General features: G+C 72.0%; 17 protein-coding genes. 10 read left to right on the top strand and 7 right to left on the bottom strand.

What is annotated here, in order from left to right:
- Positions 1-4 precede the first annotated feature (4 nt).
- Entirely contained in the window at positions 5-292 is a 288-nt protein-coding gene (locus tag ACZ7G1_RS31490; RefSeq protein ID WP_470880551.1) for a DUF2530 domain-containing protein, read from the bottom strand.
- 163 nt (positions 293-455) lie between these two features.
- Here ACZ7G1_RS31490 and ACZ7G1_RS31485 point away from each other — a divergent pair, with 163 nt between their 5' ends.
- Positions 456-1,901: an NCS2 family permease gene (locus ACZ7G1_RS31485; protein ID WP_470880552.1), complete on the top strand. Its 1,446-nt coding sequence runs from the start codon at positions 456-458 to the stop codon at positions 1,899-1,901.
- Here the strand turns inward: ACZ7G1_RS31485 and ACZ7G1_RS31480 are convergent.
- On the bottom strand, positions 1,871-2,098 hold the full coding sequence (locus ACZ7G1_RS31480) for a hypothetical protein (protein ID WP_470880554.1): 228 nt from the start codon (positions 2,096-2,098) through the stop codon (positions 1,871-1,873). The genes ACZ7G1_RS31485 and ACZ7G1_RS31480 overlap by 31 nt on opposite strands.
- 143 nt (positions 2,099-2,241) lie before the next feature.
- On the opposite strand from ACZ7G1_RS31480, the gene ACZ7G1_RS31475 reads away from it, so the two are divergent.
- The 3 genes from ACZ7G1_RS31475 (at position 2,242) to ACZ7G1_RS31465 (ending at position 5,687) form a co-directional block, all read left to right on the top strand.
- Positions 2,242-2,703, top strand: a complete 462-nt coding sequence (locus ACZ7G1_RS31475; protein ID WP_402459514.1) for a MarR family winged helix-turn-helix transcriptional regulator — start codon at positions 2,242-2,244, stop codon at positions 2,701-2,703.
- A 50-nt stretch (positions 2,704-2,753) separates the two neighbouring features.
- Positions 2,754-4,160 carry an MFS transporter gene (locus ACZ7G1_RS31470; RefSeq protein WP_470880556.1) on the top strand — a complete coding sequence of 469 codons (1,407 nt, stop codon included), beginning with the start codon at positions 2,754-2,756 and terminating at the stop codon, positions 4,158-4,160.
- Between the two features lie 111 nt (positions 4,161-4,271).
- The gene (locus ACZ7G1_RS31465) at positions 4,272-5,687 is read left to right on the top strand and encodes a phage baseplate protein (protein WP_470880558.1); all 1,416 of its coding nucleotides are present in this window, start codon (positions 4,272-4,274) and stop codon (positions 5,685-5,687) included.
- A 38-nt stretch (positions 5,688-5,725) separates the two neighbouring features.
- Here the strand turns inward: ACZ7G1_RS31465 and ACZ7G1_RS31460 are convergent, their stop codons facing one another.
- The gene (locus ACZ7G1_RS31460; protein ID WP_470880560.1) at positions 5,726-6,226 is read right to left on the bottom strand and encodes a GNAT family N-acetyltransferase; all 501 of its coding nucleotides are present in this window, start codon (positions 6,224-6,226) and stop codon (positions 5,726-5,728) included.
- Between the two features lie 215 nt (positions 6,227-6,441).
- Between ACZ7G1_RS31460 and thpR the strand changes: the two genes are divergently transcribed.
- The gene (thpR, locus tag ACZ7G1_RS31455) at positions 6,442-7,032 is read left to right on the top strand and encodes an RNA 2',3'-cyclic phosphodiesterase (RefSeq protein ID WP_470880562.1); all 591 of its coding nucleotides are present in this window, start codon (positions 6,442-6,444) and stop codon (positions 7,030-7,032) included.
- A 176-nt stretch (positions 7,033-7,208) separates the two neighbouring features.
- The gene (locus ACZ7G1_RS31450; RefSeq protein ID WP_470880564.1) at positions 7,209-8,198 is read left to right on the top strand and encodes an aldo/keto reductase; all 990 of its coding nucleotides are present in this window, start codon (positions 7,209-7,211) and stop codon (positions 8,196-8,198) included.
- Between the two features lie 25 nt (positions 8,199-8,223).
- On the opposite strand, the gene ACZ7G1_RS31445 is transcribed toward ACZ7G1_RS31450, so the two are convergent.
- Positions 8,224-8,754, bottom strand: a complete 531-nt coding sequence (locus ACZ7G1_RS31445) for a MarR family winged helix-turn-helix transcriptional regulator (protein WP_470880566.1) — start codon at positions 8,752-8,754, stop codon at positions 8,224-8,226.
- Positions 8,755-8,801: 47 nt separating this feature from the next.
- Between ACZ7G1_RS31445 and ACZ7G1_RS31440 the strand changes: the two genes are divergently transcribed.
- A complete protein-coding gene (locus ACZ7G1_RS31440; RefSeq protein ID WP_470880623.1) occupies positions 8,802-9,203 on the top strand; it encodes a carboxymuconolactone decarboxylase family protein in 402 nt (133 codons plus the stop codon).
- Positions 9,204-9,217: 14 nt separating this feature from the next.
- Here the strand turns inward: ACZ7G1_RS31440 and ACZ7G1_RS31435 are convergent, their stop codons facing one another.
- Both ACZ7G1_RS31435 and ACZ7G1_RS31430 read right to left on the bottom strand, forming a co-directional pair.
- Entirely contained in the window at positions 9,218-9,907 is a 690-nt protein-coding gene (locus ACZ7G1_RS31435) for a GDSL-type esterase/lipase family protein (RefSeq protein WP_470880568.1), read from the bottom strand.
- A gap of 63 nt (positions 9,908-9,970) precedes the next feature.
- A complete protein-coding gene (locus ACZ7G1_RS31430) occupies positions 9,971-10,816 on the bottom strand; it encodes an alpha/beta fold hydrolase (RefSeq protein ID WP_470880570.1) in 846 nt (281 codons plus the stop codon).
- Positions 10,817-10,887: 71 nt separating this feature from the next.
- On the opposite strand from ACZ7G1_RS31430, the gene ACZ7G1_RS31425 reads away from it, so the two are divergent.
- Together ACZ7G1_RS31425 and ACZ7G1_RS31420 are read left to right on the top strand one after the other, a co-directional pair.
- The gene (locus ACZ7G1_RS31425; RefSeq protein WP_470880572.1) at positions 10,888-11,874 is read left to right on the top strand and encodes an SdiA-regulated/phytase-like domain-containing protein; all 987 of its coding nucleotides are present in this window, start codon (positions 10,888-10,890) and stop codon (positions 11,872-11,874) included.
- A 93-nt stretch (positions 11,875-11,967) separates the two neighbouring features.
- Entirely contained in the window at positions 11,968-12,930 is a 963-nt protein-coding gene (locus ACZ7G1_RS31420) for an AraC-like ligand-binding domain-containing protein (RefSeq protein ID WP_470880574.1), read from the top strand.
- Between the two features lie 73 nt (positions 12,931-13,003).
- Here the strand turns inward: ACZ7G1_RS31420 and serC are convergent, their stop codons facing one another.
- On the bottom strand, positions 13,004-14,122 hold the full coding sequence (gene serC / locus ACZ7G1_RS31415; RefSeq protein WP_470880575.1) for a phosphoserine transaminase: 1,119 nt from the start codon (positions 14,120-14,122) through the stop codon (positions 13,004-13,006).
- 51 nt (positions 14,123-14,173) lie between these two features.
- Here serC and ACZ7G1_RS31410 point away from each other — a divergent pair, with 51 nt between their 5' ends.
- Positions 14,174-16,936: an FAD-binding and (Fe-S)-binding domain-containing protein gene (locus ACZ7G1_RS31410; protein ID WP_470880577.1), complete on the top strand. Its 2,763-nt coding sequence runs from the start codon at positions 14,174-14,176 to the stop codon at positions 16,934-16,936.
- Positions 16,937-16,985: the final 49 nt, after the last annotated feature.

Here is a 16,985-nt window from a genome sequence, read left to right as displayed (position 1 = left end):
GGCACTACGCGTCCCCTGGCGCCTGCCCGGTCGCGGCCGCCGCCGTCGCCGCCGCGTGCCGCTTGATCGCCGCGTCGCGCTTCCGGACGTACCAGATGCCGATCAGGCCGAGGCCGGCGCCGGCCAGGCAGGTCCAGATCCACCAGGTGAGGTCCCGGTCGTCGAACCAGCCGTAGAAGGGGAGCTGGGCGAGGAAGAGGACGAACCAGAGGATCGTTCCGCCGGTGATGGTGGCGACGACGGGCCCTTCAAGGGGCTCGGGTGCCTCGTGCTTCGGTGTCCACTTCGCCATGGGGTCAGTCTAGGTGGCGCGAATTCGTACCCACGCATGGTCTACGCGCGGAGATGGACGCTCCCTCGTTCATGTGTTCATACTGAAACGGTTTGCCTCTGGCGGGTTCCCTTCGTATGAACCGCCAAGAAGGACTTCTCTGAACCTCCGAAGAGGAACCCCCATGAGCACGACGGCCACCGCCAAGGCCACGCCGCCGGAGACGCCTGGAACCCCCGTCTCGGCCCTCGACCGCTACTTCAAGATCTCCGAGCGCGGTTCGACCGTCGCCCGCGAGGTCCGGGGCGGTTTCGCCACGTTCTTCGCGATGGCCTACATCATCGTGCTGAACCCGATCATCCTCGGCAGCGCCAAGGACATGTACGGGCACCAGCTCGACAGCGGCCAGCTCGTCACCGCGACCGTCCTGACGGCCGCGTTCACGACGCTCCTGATGGGCGTCATCGGCAATGTGCCGATCGCCCTCGCCGCCGGCCTCGGCGTCAACACGGTCGTGGCGCTCCAGCTCGCACCGAAGATGTCCTGGCCGGACGCGATGGGCATGGTCGTCCTCGCGGGCATCGTGGTGATGCTGCTGGTCGCCACGGGCCTGCGCGAGCGCGTGATGAACGCGGTGCCGGTCGGCCTGCGCAAGGGCATCGCGATCGGCATCGGCCTCTTCATCATGCTGATCGGCCTGGTCGACTCGGGCTTCGTCTCCCGCATCCCGGACGCCGCGCACACCACCGTCCCGCTCCAGCTGGGCGCCGACGGCCACCTGAACGGCTGGCCGGTCCTGGTCTTCATCCTGGGCGCGCTGCTCACCCTGGCCCTGATCATCCGCAAGGTGCCGGGCGCGATCCTGATCTCGATCGTCGCGATGACGGTCGTGGCGATGGTCATCAACGCGGTGGCGACCGTCCCGTCCTGGGGCCTGACCACCCCGAAGTGGCCGGGCAACCCGGTCGCCTCGCCCGACTTCGGTCTGGTCGGCGAGGTCAGCGTCTTCGGCGGCTTCGAGAAGGTCGGCGTCCTGACCGGCGTCCTCTTCGTCTTCACCGTGCTGCTGTCCTGCTTCTTCGACGCGATGGGCACGATCCTCGGCGTCGGCGACGAGGCCAAGCTGATCGACAAGGACGGCAACTTCCCGGGCATCAACAAGGTCCTGCTCGTCGACGGCCTGGCCGTCGCCTCGGGTGGCGCGACCTCCTCGTCGGCCACCACGTGCTTCGTGGAGTCCACGGCGGGCGTCGGCGAGGGGGCCCGTACGGGCCTGGCCTCGGTCGTGACCGGTGGTCTCTTCTCGGTGGCGCTGTTCCTCACGCCGCTGGCGACGATGGTCCCGTCCCAGGCGGCCACGCCCGCGCTGCTCGCGGTCGGCTTCCTGATCCTGGCCGGTTCGGTCAGGGACATCGACTGGAGCGACTTCACCATCGCGGTGCCGGCGTTCCTGGCCATGGTGATGATGCCGTTCACGTACTCGATCACGAACGGCATCGGCATCGGCTTCATCGCGTTCAGCGTGCTGCGGCTCGCGACCGGCCGGGGCCGTGAGGTCCCGGTGGCCATGTACGTCGTGTCGGCGGTGTTCGTCTTCTACTACGCGATGCCGGCGCTCGGCCTGACCTGATCGTCGCGGGGCGCGTCGGAGGCCCCGTAGAACTTCTCCGTCTCCTCTACGGCGGTCTTGAACCGCGCGTCGAAGTCCTCCCGAATGAGCGTCCGGACGACATAGTCCTGGACGCTCATTCCTCTTTTCGCGGCGTGACTCCTGAGCCGGTCGAGCAGCTCACTGTCGATACGCAGGCTGAGCACTGTCGATCCCATGCGGAACAGGGTCGGGGCAGCAGGTGCCTCTTTGCGTCACTTTCCGGATCCGACTCACTCATTTGGGTGATACATGGATGCGTGCCCGTGACCCGCGTGGCGCGATTGGTCTTTAGCTAGAGTAATGAGTTAGGCTAAGAATCATGCCAGACCTGTCCCACGGCACCGCCGACGACGCCGCCGCCGTGAACGCGCTCCGCTCCTCCGTCATGCGACTGGGCCGACGCCTCAAGCACCAGCGCGTCGACGAGTCGCTGAGCCCGACCGAGATGTCGGTACTCGGCACCCTGTCGCTCTGCGGCTCGGCCACCCCCGGTGAGCTGGCCCGCAAGGAGCACGTACAGCCTCCGTCGATGACCCGCATCGTCGCGCTGCTCGAAGCCAAGGGACTGGTCCGGCTGGAGCCGCACCCCGACGACCGCCGGCAGAAGGTGGTCAGCCAGACCGAGCAGGCCACGACCATGCTCGAAGAGTCCCGCCGCAAGCGGAACGCCTGGCTGGCAGCCCTCGCCGAAGGCCTGGACGAGGACGAATGGGCCAAGCTGCGCGCGGCCGCCCCGGTCCTGGAGAAGCTCGCCCACCTACCCCCGGCACCCCGGGGGTAGCCCCAGGCCGGGGCACTCCCCGGACCGATGCGCCAAGGAGGCGACGCACTTTGAGTACGGGACACGGAGCAGACTCCGCACCCGTCCATAAACCCACCCTCGACACCCCCGGGCGAGGAGGAACCGCCCGACGACGAACCCTCCGGCGAGGGACCCCCCGCCGAGGGACTCCCCGCAACCTCTTCGGGGACACCTTCTCCTCGCTCCGGATCCGGAACTACCGGCTGTTCTTCACCGGAGCGATCGTCTCCAACACCGGTACGTGGATGGCCCGGATCACCCAGGACTGGCTGGTCCTGAGCCTCACCGGCTCGGCCGCCGCCGTCGGCATCACGACGGCCCTGCAGTTCCTGCCGATGCTGCTCTTCGGTCTGTACGGCGGTGTGATCGCCGACCGGTACCCGAAGCGGCGCCTGCTCCTCGTCAGCCAGGGAGCCCTCGGCCTGTGCGGCCTCGCGCTCGCCGTCCTGACGCTCTCCGGCTCCGTCCAGGTCTGGCACGTCTACCTGATCGCCTTCCTCCTCGGCATGGTGACCGTCGTCGACAACCCGGCCCGGCAGTCCTTCGTCTCCGAGATGGTCGGCCCGAAGCAGCTGCGCAACGCCGTCTCGCTCAACTCGGCGAACTTCCAGTCGGCGCGGCTCGTCGGCCCGGCGGTCGCCGGTGTCCTGATCGCCGGAGTCGGCAGCGGCTGGGCCTTCCTCCTCAACGGCCTCTCGTTCCTCGCGCCGCTCGTGAGCCTCCTGCTCATGCGGACCGGCGAACTCCACAAGGTGGAGCGCGCCCCGCGCGGCAAGGGCCAGCTGCGGGAGGGCCTGCGGTACGTGGCCGGGCGGCCGGACCTGATCTGGCCGATCGTCCTGGTCGGCTTCGTCGGCACCTTCGGGTTCAACTTCCCGATCTGGCTCACGGCCTTCTCCGGTGACGTCTTCCACGTCGGCGCCGGCGCGTACGGCTTCCTCAACACCCTGATGGCGGCCGGCTCCCTGGTCGGCGCCCTCGCGGCCGCCCGGCGCGGCTCGACGCGGCTGCGGATGCTGGTGATCGCGGCGGCCGTCTTCGGCGTCCTGGAGATCGCGGCGGCCCTGTCGCCGGCGTTCTGGCTGTTCGCGCTGCTGCTCGTACCGATCGGCATGATCGGCCTCACGGTCAACATCACCGCGAACTCGGCCGTCCAGATGGCCACCGACCCGGCCATGCGCGGCCGTGTCATGAGCCTCTACATGATGGTCTTCGCCGGTGGTACGCCGATCGGCGCGCCGCTCCTCGGCTGGGTCACCGACACGTACGGCGCCCGCGTCGGCTTCGCGACGGGCGGTGCGATCTCGCTGGCGGCGGCGGTCGGCATCGGTCTCGTCCTGGCCCGGGTCGGCGGCCTCAAGGTCGCCATGGGCTGGCGCCACGGCCACCCGCAGGTCCGCTTCGTCCCGCGCGAGCGGCTGGCGACGGCGGCGTAGGCGTCCGGCTGACGGGTAGGTGCCGGGCCCCCCTTGACCTTTCGCTCACGCGTGCGAGGATCGCCGAGCCGTGCAGGTAATGATCAAGGAAAAAGGGGGGCTTGCACGCCCATGCCATTGACCCGCCGTAACGTCCTGACCGCGATGGCCGCCGCGCCGGTCCTCGCCCCGGCCCTCACACAGGCCGGCACCGCCGAGGCGGCCGTCCCGCAGGCCGTCCCACAGGCCGTCCTCCCGGCGGCCGAGCCCGCCGTGTGGCCCGCCGCCGTCACGCTGCCCGCCGGGCACCGGTTCGACCTGAAGTCCCTGCCCACGGATCTGCTGGGCAGGGAGATCCTGCTCGACCAGACCAGGGTGCACCAGCAGGTCGCCTTCGACCCGGTGACCGGCCTGGCCTACGCCGTACAGCTCATGAGCGGCAACCGCCGGCTCTCGGACGAGGGCCCGGGCACCCCCCTGCTGTCCACGGAGGACCGCAACCGGCGGGGCGACCTGTGCGTCAACCAGCTCGCGCCCGACGGCACCGTCCTCGCCGCGATGTACCTGCGGGGCTTCGGCCACGGCGGCGGACTCGGCGTCGAGCACGTCGACGGCACGCCCTGGCTGTGGCTGGAGACCGACGCGGACCCCGTCAGCGAGCCGAAGAAGTTCGCCTACGGCAAGCACATCGGCCGGATCGCGTTCACGCCCGGCGCCGTCGTCGACGCCACGGACGGCGTCGCCGAGGTGTTCGACCCCGTCCCGGGCGCCGCCATGATCACCCCGTCCCTCGACGTCGACCACGGCCGCATCGCGGTACGCCACGAGACGTCCGGAGCCGCGGAGTACCGCGTCTACCGGCTCGACGACTTCAAGAAGCGCGTCTTCACCCCGGAGCACAGCTTCCCGGCGCGCTACACCACCCAGTCCTGGTGCCTGTACGGGAACCTGCTGTACCAGAACGAGGGCAACGCCTACAGCACGGCCAACCCGAGTCCCGGCAACTCCTGGTGGACCGTCTACGACGTCCTCACCGGAGCCGTCGTCGAGCGGACCTTCAACGGCACCGCCCTCGACCTGAGCCACCGCGAGACCGAAGCGCTCACCGTCCGCCGAACGCCCACGGGGCCGCAGCTCGTGTTCGGCTTCGCCACCCAGGAGACACGACACATGGCCCTCTACGGCATCTCCGCCACCACCGTCCCGTGGACCGACCTGGTCCTCGACCCCGCCGTCGTGCCGTCCTCCAGCGGCTACCGCACGCAGTACCGCCAGTCGGGCGACCGGGTCGACCTCCGCCTCCGGGTGTCCCTGGCCACCGCCGACGAGAAGGCGCCGTGGGCCAGTGGCACGACGATCCTCACGCTCCCCGAGCACCTCCGGCCCACCCGCACCCAGGGCCTGGTGGGCACGGGGACGGGCGCGAGCCCGACCGCCGGCCCCTTCACCGTCCGCTTCGAGGTCACCTCCGACGGCCGGCTGCGCGTCTACGACGAGCGCGGCCTGACCGGCTGGATCGCCCTGGACGCCGGCTACTTCACGAGCTGACACGCGACGGCGGGTCGTGGGGGCCTAGCCAGGCCCTCTCAGACCCGCCGCTCCAGGACCTGGCCCGGCCAGTCGCCGACCGTGAACGGTTCCGTACGGGTGAAGCCCCGGCTCTCGTAGTACGCGATCAGGCGGCCCTCGCTGCCCGCGAAGCAGTCGACGCGCAGCAGGGAGACGCCCTGGCGGCGGGTCTCGGCCTCGGCGTGGGCGAGGAGGGCGGCGCCGACCCCGTGGCCGTGGAAGCGGGCGTCGGTGGCGAGGAGGCGGACGTACACCTCGGGCTCGTCGGCGGGGGCGACGTGCCGGCCGGGGTGCGGGGTCAGCGTCATCGCGCCCGCCGGTACGCCGTCGATCTCGGCGATCCACGGGTCGCCCTCGCCCATCGTCCGCTCGACCTGCTCGACGGCCTCGGGGCGGCCGGAGAACGACTCCGTGCCCCACTGGGTGGTGATCCCCTTGCCGTTCAGCCAGACGACGGCGCTGTCGAGAATCGTGAGTATCGCGGGGAGGTCTTCGGCCCCGGCCTTGCGGATCTTCATGCCGTCGAGGCTAGGGGGTGTCTTGCCGATCAGGCCAGGCTCGCGACGCCTGGCACCGCGCCTCGCCGCGTTGTCGTCGGTCCACAACGCTCCGCGTTGCCTCCCTCCTCCGCCTTGCGATGCACGGCACCAGACGCCGCTCCCTGATCCGGCCTGATCGACAAGACACCCCCTAGGGCATGCCCGCACGGCCGGGTCGCTGCCAGACTTTCCCCATGAGGCTCTTCGCCGCCGTCCTGCCGCCCCCGGAGCAGCTCACCGAGCTCGCGCGCGTCGCCGACCGGCTGCACGCGCTCCCCGGGGCCGGGGGGCTCCGCTGGACCTCGCGGCCGGGCTGGCACCTCACTCTCGCGTTCATGGGCGAGGTCGACGAGGAGCTCTTGCCCGAGCTGCGAGTTCGGCTGGCCCGTGCCGCGCACCGGACCCCGCCGTTCCCGCTGCGGCTGCACGGGGGCGGGCACTTCGGGCGGCGGGCGCTGTGGACCGGGGTGGCCGGGGACCTGGACGAGCTGCGGCTGCTGGCCGAGCGGGCGGACGCGGCGGCGCGGCGGGCGGGGGTCGCGATGGAGGAGCACCGCAGGTACCAGGCGCATCTGACGCTGGCCAGGGCCCGGACGCGGGCCGACGATGTGGACCTGCGGCCGTTCCTCGACGAGCTGTCCTCGTTCGAGGGCACCCGCTGGCGGGCCGGGGAACTGGCGCTCGTCCGCTCGAACCTGCCGGTGAGCGGGGTGCCGGGGGAGCGGCCCCGGTACGAGAGGGTGGACGCCTGGCCCCTGGCCGGGAGGGCCGAGGGGGCGGGTTAACCTCAAGAGGTGGACCCGAAGACCCGAAACCGAATCATGGCCGGCGCGCTCGTACTGATGTTCGCGATCATCGCGGTGGCGTCGCTGGTCGGCCAGTAGCCCCTCGACCCCCCCCGTGCCCAGGCCGCGAGAAGTCCCTTGCTTCGAGTGCGCTCGAAGCAGTTGGCTTGCGCCTCATGGAGTACACGCAGCTCGGACGCACCGGACTCAAGGTCAGTCGACTCGTCCTCGGGACGATGAACTTCGGACCGCAGACAGACGAACCGACGAGCCACGCCATCATGGACACGGCGCTGGACGCGGGACTCAACTTCTTCGACACCGCCAACGTCTACGGCTGGGGTGAGAACAAGGGGCGGACCGAGGAGATCGTCGGCTCCTGGTTCGCGAAGGGCGACGGCCGCCGTGACAGGACCGTGCTCGCCACCAAGGTGTACGGGAACATGGGCGCCGACGGCGAGGCGTGGCCCAACCACGACAAGCTCTCGGCGCTGAACATCCGCCGCGCGGTCGAGGCCAGCCTGAAGCGCCTCGGCACCGACTACATCGACGTCTACCAGTTCCACCACATCGACCGCTCGACGCCCTTCGAGGAGATCTGGCAGGCCGTCGACGTCCTGATCCAGCAGGGCAAGGTGCTCTACGCGGGCTCCTCGAACTTCCCGGGCTACAAGATCGCCCAGGCGAACGAGACCGCGGCCCGGCGCGGTTCCGTCGGCCTCGTCAGCGAGCAGTGCCTCTACAACCTCTTCGAGCGGCGCGCCGAGATGGAGGTCATCCCGGCGGCGCGGGAGTACGGCCTCGGGGTCATCCCGTGGTCCCCGCTGCACGGCGGTCTGCTCGGCGGCGTCCTGAAGAAGGAGGCGGAGGGCAAGCGGCGCACCGAGGGCCGTGCGGCCGCCACGCTGGCCGACCCGGCGTCCCGCGCCAAGCTCCAGGCCTACGAGGACCTGCTCGACAAGCACGGTCTGGCGCCCGGCGAGGCCGCCCTCGCCTGGCTCCTCACCCGCCCCGGCGTCACGGGTCCGATCGTCGGCCCGCGCACGCCCGAGCAGCTCGCGGGCGCGCTCCGCGCTCTGGAGGTCGAGCTGAGCGAGGAGGTCCTGGCCGGCCTCGACGAGATCTTCCCGGGCCCGGGCCCGTCGCCGGAGGCCTTCGCCTGGTGATCCGGTCCGACCGGCGGGACGCCGTCTAGGGCGTGCCAAGCCAGCTCGTGGCGTCCAGGCGGAACGCCGTCTCTTCGGGGACGACGTTCCGCAGGGCCGCCTCCAGGTCGCGGACGCGGTCGGCGCCCAGGACGGCGGCCCATTCGGCGCGGAGGTCGTCGAAGATGGCGGCGGAGCGGGCGAGGGCGTCGTAGCCGCGCGGGGTGAGGCGGACGAGTTTGCGGCGGGCGTCGTCGGGGTCGTCGGTGCGTTCGGCGTAGCCGACGGCGAGCAGCCGGTCGACGGTCTTGCCGGCGGCCTGCTTGGAGACGCCGAGGCGGCGGCCGATGTCGCTGGCGGTGGCGCCGTAGGGGCCGATGGCCTGCATGGCGAAGCCGTGGGCGGGGCGCAGGTCGGGGTGGCCCTCGTCGGCGAGGCGGGCGTGGAGCCGGTCGATGAGGGTGCGGAAGCCGCCGAAGAGGAGCAGGGGGAGCTCGAATCCCGGTCCGTCGACGGGTGTCCCCTTGCCAGTATCGACAACCTGGTTTACTTTTTCTCCAGCGACATGGTCAACCATGTTGTCCATTCTAGTCTGGGGGAACAGCCTTGTCCGCACCGATCGACATGTCCGCCCGAGCCGCCGCCGCCGTCGCACTCCTCAAGGAGTCCCCGGAGACCCTCGACGGCTTCCTCAAGCTCAGCGCGATCTTCGAGTCCACCACCCTCGACCCGCACTCCCGCGAGACGGTCATCCTGACCGTCGCCGAGCGCAACCAGTGTCACCTCTGCGTCGACATGCACGAGGGCAAGATGGCCGCCCTCGGCCCGGCCCCCGACGCCGAACGCCTCGCCGCCGTCCGGACGTTCACCCTCCGGGTGCTCGCCTCCTCCGGCGCCGTCACCGACGAGGACCTCGCCGCCTTCCAGAAGGCCGGCTACACCCGCCGCAACGCCCTGGAGGTCGTCCTCGGCATCGGTACGTACACGGTGTCGACCTTCGCCAACCGGCTGACCCGGGCGGCCTGACGGGACCCGACGCGTCAGCGGGGGGCGTACGGCCCGCCGAGGCCCCAGGCCTGGTGCATCGCGTCGGCGAAGGCGGCGGCCAGCTTGTGCTCGCCGCTGGGGCCGGGGTGGGTGCCGTCGTAGGTGTCGGCGCCGAGGTCGTACGACTCCGGGACCGTGGCGAGCAGCAGTGGGGACGCGGCCGTGTCCAGGTCGGCGACCGCCTTGGCGAGGAGCTCGTTGAAGCGGGCGCACTCGGCCGCGAAGGGCTCGTCGTAGCCGGCGCGGACGTTCGGGATGACCGGCAGGAGCACGGCCCGGACGCGGGGGTTCGCGGCGCGCGCCGCCGCGAGGAACGCCCGGACGTTCTCCTCGGTCTGGTCGCTGTTCGTGTAGAAGCCCAGGTCGATCAGGCCCAGCGAGATCAGCAGGACGTCCGCGCCGGTGGCGGTGACCGTCTCGCCGATCACCGGCGCCATGTGCAGCCAGCCCTCGCCCCACCCGGCCAGATGGCGCCGGGCGGGGGCGGGGAAGTCCGGGTCGGCGTACGCCTCGACGCCGTCGGGTTCGTCGGGGGCCGTCGGGTCGTAGAGCCCGGTGCGCGGGCCCACGATCTCGTACCCGCCCGGAAGCGTGGCCTCCAGGTGCTGCCACATCCGGTGGCGCCAGGTCCAGTCGCCGACGCGCCCGATGGTCATGCTGTCGCCGACGAACAGAAAACGCATGGTCACATCATCGCGGACCGTTGAGCCGCGCTGATACGTGATCCCCGACACGAGCCCGAGCCCCTATCCGAGGAACGTGTCGACCGTCGTCGCGAACCACTCCGCGTCGTCGTGCCACGGGAAGTGCCCGGCCCCCGCCAGGACGGCGAGCTCGGCCTTGGGGAACAGCCCGGCGTACGCGGTGGCCGTCGGGACCGGGGTGTTCGCGTCGCCCTCGCCGGCGACGACGAGGACCGGGCGGTCGAAGACGGCGAACGCCGCGCGGGTGGCGGCCGGTTCGAAGGCGCCGTCGCCGCCGTACACCCCGGCGGCCTCGCCGTTCCGCTGGGTCACCATGTCCGCGTTCCGCCGCTGAGCGGCCTCGTCCCACGTCCCGTGGAAGAACGGCGCCACCGCCTTGAAGGTCTCCGGCCCGCCCCGCCCCGCCGCCAGATCCTCAAGGGCCGCGTACGCCTCCGGGAACCACGGCTCCTCCTCGCGCCACGGCTGCCGTGCCGCCGCGAGCCGCTCCTCGCCGCTCGGGTCGAGGCCGACGGCCGCCGTGCCCGGGGTCACCAGGACGAGCCGGGACACCCGCTCCGGGTACCGGGCCGTGTACAGCGCGGCCAGGTTCGCGCCCGCCGAGTGCCCGAGGACGTCCACCGTGTCGAGCCCGAGGTGGACGCGCAGCGCCTCGACGTCCTCCACCAGCCGGTCGCAGCGGTACGAGGACGGGTCCTCCGGCACCGCCGACGCGCCGGTGCCCCGCGGGTCGAGCCGGATCAGGCGGCGGTGGGCGTCGAGCCCGCCCAGGTCGCCGAGATAGCCGGAGTCCTGCATCGGGCCGCCGGGCAGGCAGATCAGCACGGGGCCGGAGCCGGAGACGTGGTAGGCGAGTTCCGTGCCGTCCGGCGCGGTGAAGGTAGGCATGCGCGCGACCATGACAGCGGCTTCGGCGCAGGTCAAGCGGGTTTCCATCGGGTCGTGGCAGGCTTGATCCCATGCGATCTGCTCTGTGCGCCCTCGGCGCGGCCGCGGTTCTGGCCCTGCTCCCCGCCGGCCATGCCCATGCCCAAGGGCAGGAACCCGACCGGGACTTCACGATCGAGGACGCCCGGATCACCGAGTCCAGCGGCCTCGCCGCGAGCCGCGCCCACCCCGGGATCTACTGGACGCACAACGACCAGGACGCGCCCCTGATCTACGGCATCGACTCCCGTACGGGAAAGACGGTCGCGACCCTGACGATGAAGGGCGTCGGCACGCCCCGCGACATGGAGGCCATCGCCGTCGGCCCGGACGGCGACATCTACGTCGGCGACATCGGCGACAACCTCGACGGCTCCTGGAACCACGTCTGGATCTACCGCTTCCCCGAGCCGAAGACCCTCGGCGACCGGACGGTGACGGCCACCCAGTACGACGTGAAGTACGCCGACGGGCCGCGCAACGCCGAAGCCCTGATGGTCCACCCCACGACCGGCCGGGTCTACATCGCCAGCAAGAACGAGGACGGCGGCGGCCTCTACGCGGGACCCGAGCGCCTCACCACCTCCGGCACCAACGTCTTCCGCCGCGTCGCCGAGGTCCCCTGGGTCACCGACGGCGCCTTCTCGCCGGACGGGCGACACCTCGTCCTGCGCGGCTACTTCAGCGCCCGCGAGTACGACTGGAAGGACGGCCGCCTCGACGGCGACGGCACCTCCGCCGGCGCCCCCTTCCAGGGGCAGGCCGAATCGGTGACGTACACGACCGACGGCTCGGCCTTCATGTTCGGCTCCGAGGGCAGGAACAGCCGCGTCGTCCGCGTCGACCGCCCCGAGTCCGACCGCCCGGCCGACAAGCCCACCCAGGCGCCGGGCGGCGCGGCCGAATCACCCACCGCGAAGGACCAGGGCGGTCAGGGCAACGCCACCGTCGGCTTCCTGGTCCTCGCCGGCGCCACCGTCCTCGTGTTCGGCGCCAAGCGGCTCTTCCGGCGCGGCTGAGCGAGGGCCCCACCACGCGGCGCCTCCGGTCGACTCCCCTTAGATTGAGGAGAGTTGACTGGTCGACCGGACACACAGCACCGGGGGGTGAAGGTGAGGACATCCGTCTCCACCACGAGCGTCAGCGCGCGCGAGGGCTACGAGTGGTGGGCGCAGATGGTCGGGGACCTGGTCATGCCGGTGTCGATCAGCAGCCCGTACGCGGACAGCTTCGAAGGCACGGCCACCGCGATCGACCTGGGCGACACGAGCATCGCCACCTTCGCGTTCTCCCCGATGTCCGCGCGGCGGGCCGCCGCGCACATCCGGCGGGCGGACCCGGAGCAGTACTTCCTGTTCCTCGTCCACGGCAGCCCCATCGGCATCGAACAGTGCCGCAACACCTCGCTCCTCACCGCGGGCGACATGGCGATCTTCGACACCTCCCACCCCCTGAGCTGCGAGTTCCACGACAAGGAACCGCAGCCCCAGGTCAGCCTGCTGCGCCTGCCGAGGTCGGCGCTTCCGCTGCCCCAGGACCGGGTGGACCGGCTGCTCGGCACCGCGCTGCCGTCCCGGACGGGCTCGGGGGCGCTGCTCGCCGCGTACCTCGACGGGCTGCGCCGGGAAGCGGACCGGTGCGGGCCCGCCGAACTGCGCAGGCTCGCCGGTGTCGCGGTCGACCTCGCCGCCACGTTCCTGGCCGCCGCGAGCGAAAGCCCGGCGCCGCTGCCCGCCGAGACCCGGCAGCGGGTCCTGCGCGCCCGCGTCCACGCGTTCATCGAGCACAACCTGGCCGACCCCGACCTCGGCCCGGCGGTCATCGCGGCCCACCACCACATCTCCGTACGCCTGCTGCACCTGCTGTTCCGCGAGGAGCAGGAGACCGTCGGCGCCACCATCCGCCGCCTCCGGCTCGAACGCAGCAAGGCGGACCTCGCCGACCCCGCCCTCGGCCACCGCACGGTCGGCGAGATCGCGAGCCGCTGGGGCTTCCGCCACCAGGCCGACTTCAGCCGCGCGTTCCGCCGCGCGTACGGCATGGCGCCCAGCGACCACCGGCGCGGGAACCGCTGACCCCCGGGCGGTACGCCGAAGGGCCCGGCGCGGACGGTGTCCGCTGCCGGGCCCCTCGTACGGAACCGGGGTGTTACAGCTTGTCGATCACGTAGTCGATGCAGGCCGTGAGCGCCCGCACGTCCGCCGGGTCGATCGCCGGGAACATCGCGATGCGCAGCTGGTTGCGGCCCAGCTTGCGGTACGGCTCGGTGTCGACGATCCCGTTGGCGCGCAGGACCTTCGCGACGGCCGCCGCGTCGACCTCGTCCGCGAAGTCGATCGTGCCGATGACCTGCGAGCGCTTCGCCGCGTCCGTGACGAACGGGGAGGCGTACTTGGACTCCTCGGCCCAGCCGTACAGCGCGTCCGAGGACTCCTTGGTCCGGGCCACGGCCCAGTCGAGACCGCCCTGGCCGTTGATCCACTTCAGCTGCTCGTTGAGCAGGAAGAGGGTGGAGAGCGCCGGGGTGTTGTACGTCTGGTTCTTCAGCGAGTTGTCGATCGCCGTCGGCAGCGAGAAGAACTCGGGGATGTGCCGGCCGGACGCGTGGATCCGGTTCGCCCGCTCGATCGCGGCCGGCGAGAAGGCCGCGAGCCACAGGCCGCCCTCGGCGGCGAAGGACTTCTGCGGGGCGAAGTAGTAGACGTCCGTCTCGGTGATGTCGACGGGCAGACCGCCCGCGCCCGAGGTCGCGTCGACCAGGACGAGCGCACCCTCGTCGGCGCCCGCGACCCGCTTGATCGGGGCGGCGACACCGGTGGAGGTCTCGTTGTGCGTGTACGCGTAGACGTCCACGCCCGCCTCGGCCACCGGCTCCGGGTGGGTGCCCGGGTCGGAGGAGACCACGGTCGGCTCGGCGAGCCACGGGGCCAGCTTCGCGGCCTTCGCGAACTTCGAGGAGAACTCGCCGAAGGTCAGGTGCTGCGACTTGTTCTCGATGAGACCGTGGGTCGCGACGTCCCAGAACGCGGTGGAGCCGCCGTTGCCCAGGATCACCTCGTAACCCTCGGGCAGCGAGAACAGGTCACTGATGCCGGTACGTACCTCGCCGACCAGGTTCTTGACCGGAGCCTGGCGGTGGGACGTGCCGAGGAGAGAGGTGCCGGTGGCGGCCAGGGCGTCCAGCGCCTCCGTACGCACCTTGGAGGGGCCCGCGCCGAAACGGCCGTCGGCGGGCTTGATGTCAGCGGGAATCTGGATATCAGCCACGAGGCGGAGAGTATCGGGTCGGGAAGGGGCCGGTCGCCCGATGTCCGCCGGATGAGACGAGGACTGAGACATCCTGGCGTTGTGGGAACACACCAGGAACACGCCTCCGGCCTCGCCGCCGACCTCCGCGCCGCCGTCGCCGGAGACGTCGACTTCTCCGCCTCCGCCAGGGCCCTGAACACCATGGACGCCTCCAACTACCGCCGCGTTCCCGCCGGTACGGTCGCCCCGCGCGACGCCGCCGACATCGCCGCCGCCCTGGAGGTGTGCCGCGCCCACGGCGTCACCCCGGTCGTCGCCCGCGGCGCCGGAACCTCCATCGGAGGCCAGGCCACCGGCACCGGCGTCGTGCTCGACCTCACACGGCACATGAACGGAATCGTCTCCCTCGACCCGGAGGCACGCACGGCCGTGGTCCGCCCCGGCCTCGTCCTCGACCGCCTCCGGCAGGCCGCACGCCCCCACGGCCTCACCTTCGGCCCTGACCCCTCCACCCACAGCCGCTGCACCCTCGGCGGCATGATCGGCAACAACGCCTGCGGGGCCCACTCCGTCGCCTGGGGCACCACCGCCGACAACGTCCACTCACTCGACGTGATGACCTACCGCGGTACGCCGCTGACGCTCGGACCCGACGGCCGGGGCGCCCCGCCCGGCCTCCTCGACCTCGTCCACCGCCACCTCGCCCTCCTCCGCACCGGCTACCCGGCCGGGCTGCCCCGCCGGATCTCGGGGTACGCCCTCGACGCCCTCCTCCCCGAGCGGGGCATCGACGTCGCCCGGTCCTTCTGCGGCAGCGAGGGCACCCTCGGCATCGTGACGGAGGCGACCGTACGGCTCGTCCCCCTGCCCGCCGAACCGGTCCTCGTCGTCCTCGGCTACCCCGACGAGACCGCCGCCGCGGACGCGGCGGCGGGACTCCTGGAACGGGGGCCGCTGACGGTGGAGGGGATGGCGGCCGACCTCGTGCGAGGCGCGGAAGGGCTGCCGCGCGGCGGGGCCTGGCTGTTCGTCGAGGTGGACGGCCCCGCGGCGGCGGCCTCACTCGTCCGCGCGGCCGACGCACTCGACGCCCTGACCATGACCGACCCCGCCGGGCAGCGCGCCCTCTGGCGCATCCGGGAGGACGCCGCCGGCACCGCGACCCGCACCCCCCAGGGCGGCGAGGCCTGGCCCGGCTGGGAAGACTGCGCGGTGCCCCCCGCCCGGCTCGGCGCGTACCTCCGCGAGTTCCGCGCGCTCCTCGCCGACTTCGGCCTCAGGGGAACCCCGTACGGGCACTTCGGCGACGGCTGCGTCCACGTCCGCATCGACTTCGACCTGTGGACGGAGCAGGGCGTACGGCACTTCCGCCGCTTCTCCGAGGCGGTGGCCGACCTCGTCGTCGCCCACGGCGGCTCACTCTCCGGCGAACACGGCGACGGGCAGGCACGGGCCGAGCTGCTCCCCAGGATGTACGGCGACGAGCTCGTCGCCCTGTTCGGCGCGGTGAAGGACCTCTGGGACCCGGACGGCGGCCTGAACCCGGGCATGCTGGTCCGGCCCCGCCGCCTGGACGAGGGGCTGCGGTTCCAGGGCCTGCCGCTCGTCGGAGTCGGGAGGGAGGCCGCGCGCTGCGTCGGCGTGGCCAAGTGCCGTGTCCAGGGCCCGAGTTCCGGCACGGACGTGATGTGTCCCTCGTACCGGGCCACCGGCGAGGAGAAGCACTCCACGCGCGGGCGCGCACGCCTCCTGCACGAGATGGCGCTCGGCGAGGTCATCACCGACGGCTGGCGCTCGGAGGAGGTCCGGGAGGCACTCGACCTCTGCCTCTCCTGCAAGGGCTGCCGCAGCGACTGCCCGGTGGGCGTCGACATGGCCGCGTACAAGGCCGAGTTCCTCGACCGCCACTACGCGGGCCTCACGGGCCTCTGGCGCCGACCCCGCTCCCACTGGACGATGGGCCGCCTGCCCGGCTGGCTTGCCCACTTCGGCCGGGGCCTCAACCCCGCCCTGCGCCTGCCGTTCGCCGCCCGCCTCGCCGGCGTGACCCCCGAGCGGCCCCTGCCCCGCGTCGCGGACCGCACCTTCGTCTCCTGGTTCGCCGAACGCGCCTCCAACCGCCCGCCCGCCCTCACCCTCTGGCCCGACACCTTCGCCAACCACCTCGCCCCCCACGTCGGCGAGTCCGCCGTCCGCGTCCTCGAAGACGCCGGCCTCGGCGTCGAACTCCCGCCCGGCCGCGTCTGCTGCGGCCTCACCTACGTCTCCACCGGCCAACTGGCCGCCGCCCGCAAGGTCATGCTCCGCACCCTCGACGTCCTCGCCCCGACGACCGGCCCCCTCGTCCTCCTCGAACCCTCCTGCGCCGCCACCCTCCGCACCGACCTCCCCGAACTCCTCCCCGACGACCCCCGCGCCGCCCACCTGGCCACACGCATCCTGACCTTCGCCGAAGCCCTGGAGACCCTCGCCCCCGACTGGACCCCACCCCGCCTCGACCTCCCGGTCACCGGCCAGACCCACTGCCACCAACACGCGGTCCTCGGCGACGGCCCCGACCGCCGCCTACGCGAACGCGCGGGCCTGACCGGCGACTTGGCCGGCGGCTGCTGCGGCCTCGCCGGCAACTTCGGCTTCGAACCCGGCCACTACGAGGTCTCCGTGGCCTGCGCGGAAGACCGCCTCCTCCCCGCCCTCCGCGCGGCCGACCCTGCGGCGGAGGTCCTGGCGGACGGCTTCTCCTGCCGCACGCAGATCGGCCACCTGGGCGAGGGGAAGCGGGCTCGGCACCTGGCGGAGGTGCTGGCGGAGGGCTTGGAGGAGGGCCGTTAGGTGGGTGGTGGGGGGAGAGAGCCGGGGGTGCGCTCGTCGGGTTCCGGGT

This window comes from Streptomyces sp. NPDC037273 (assembly GCF_055603625.1).
This window is presented reverse-complemented; position numbering and strand designations above follow the sequence as displayed.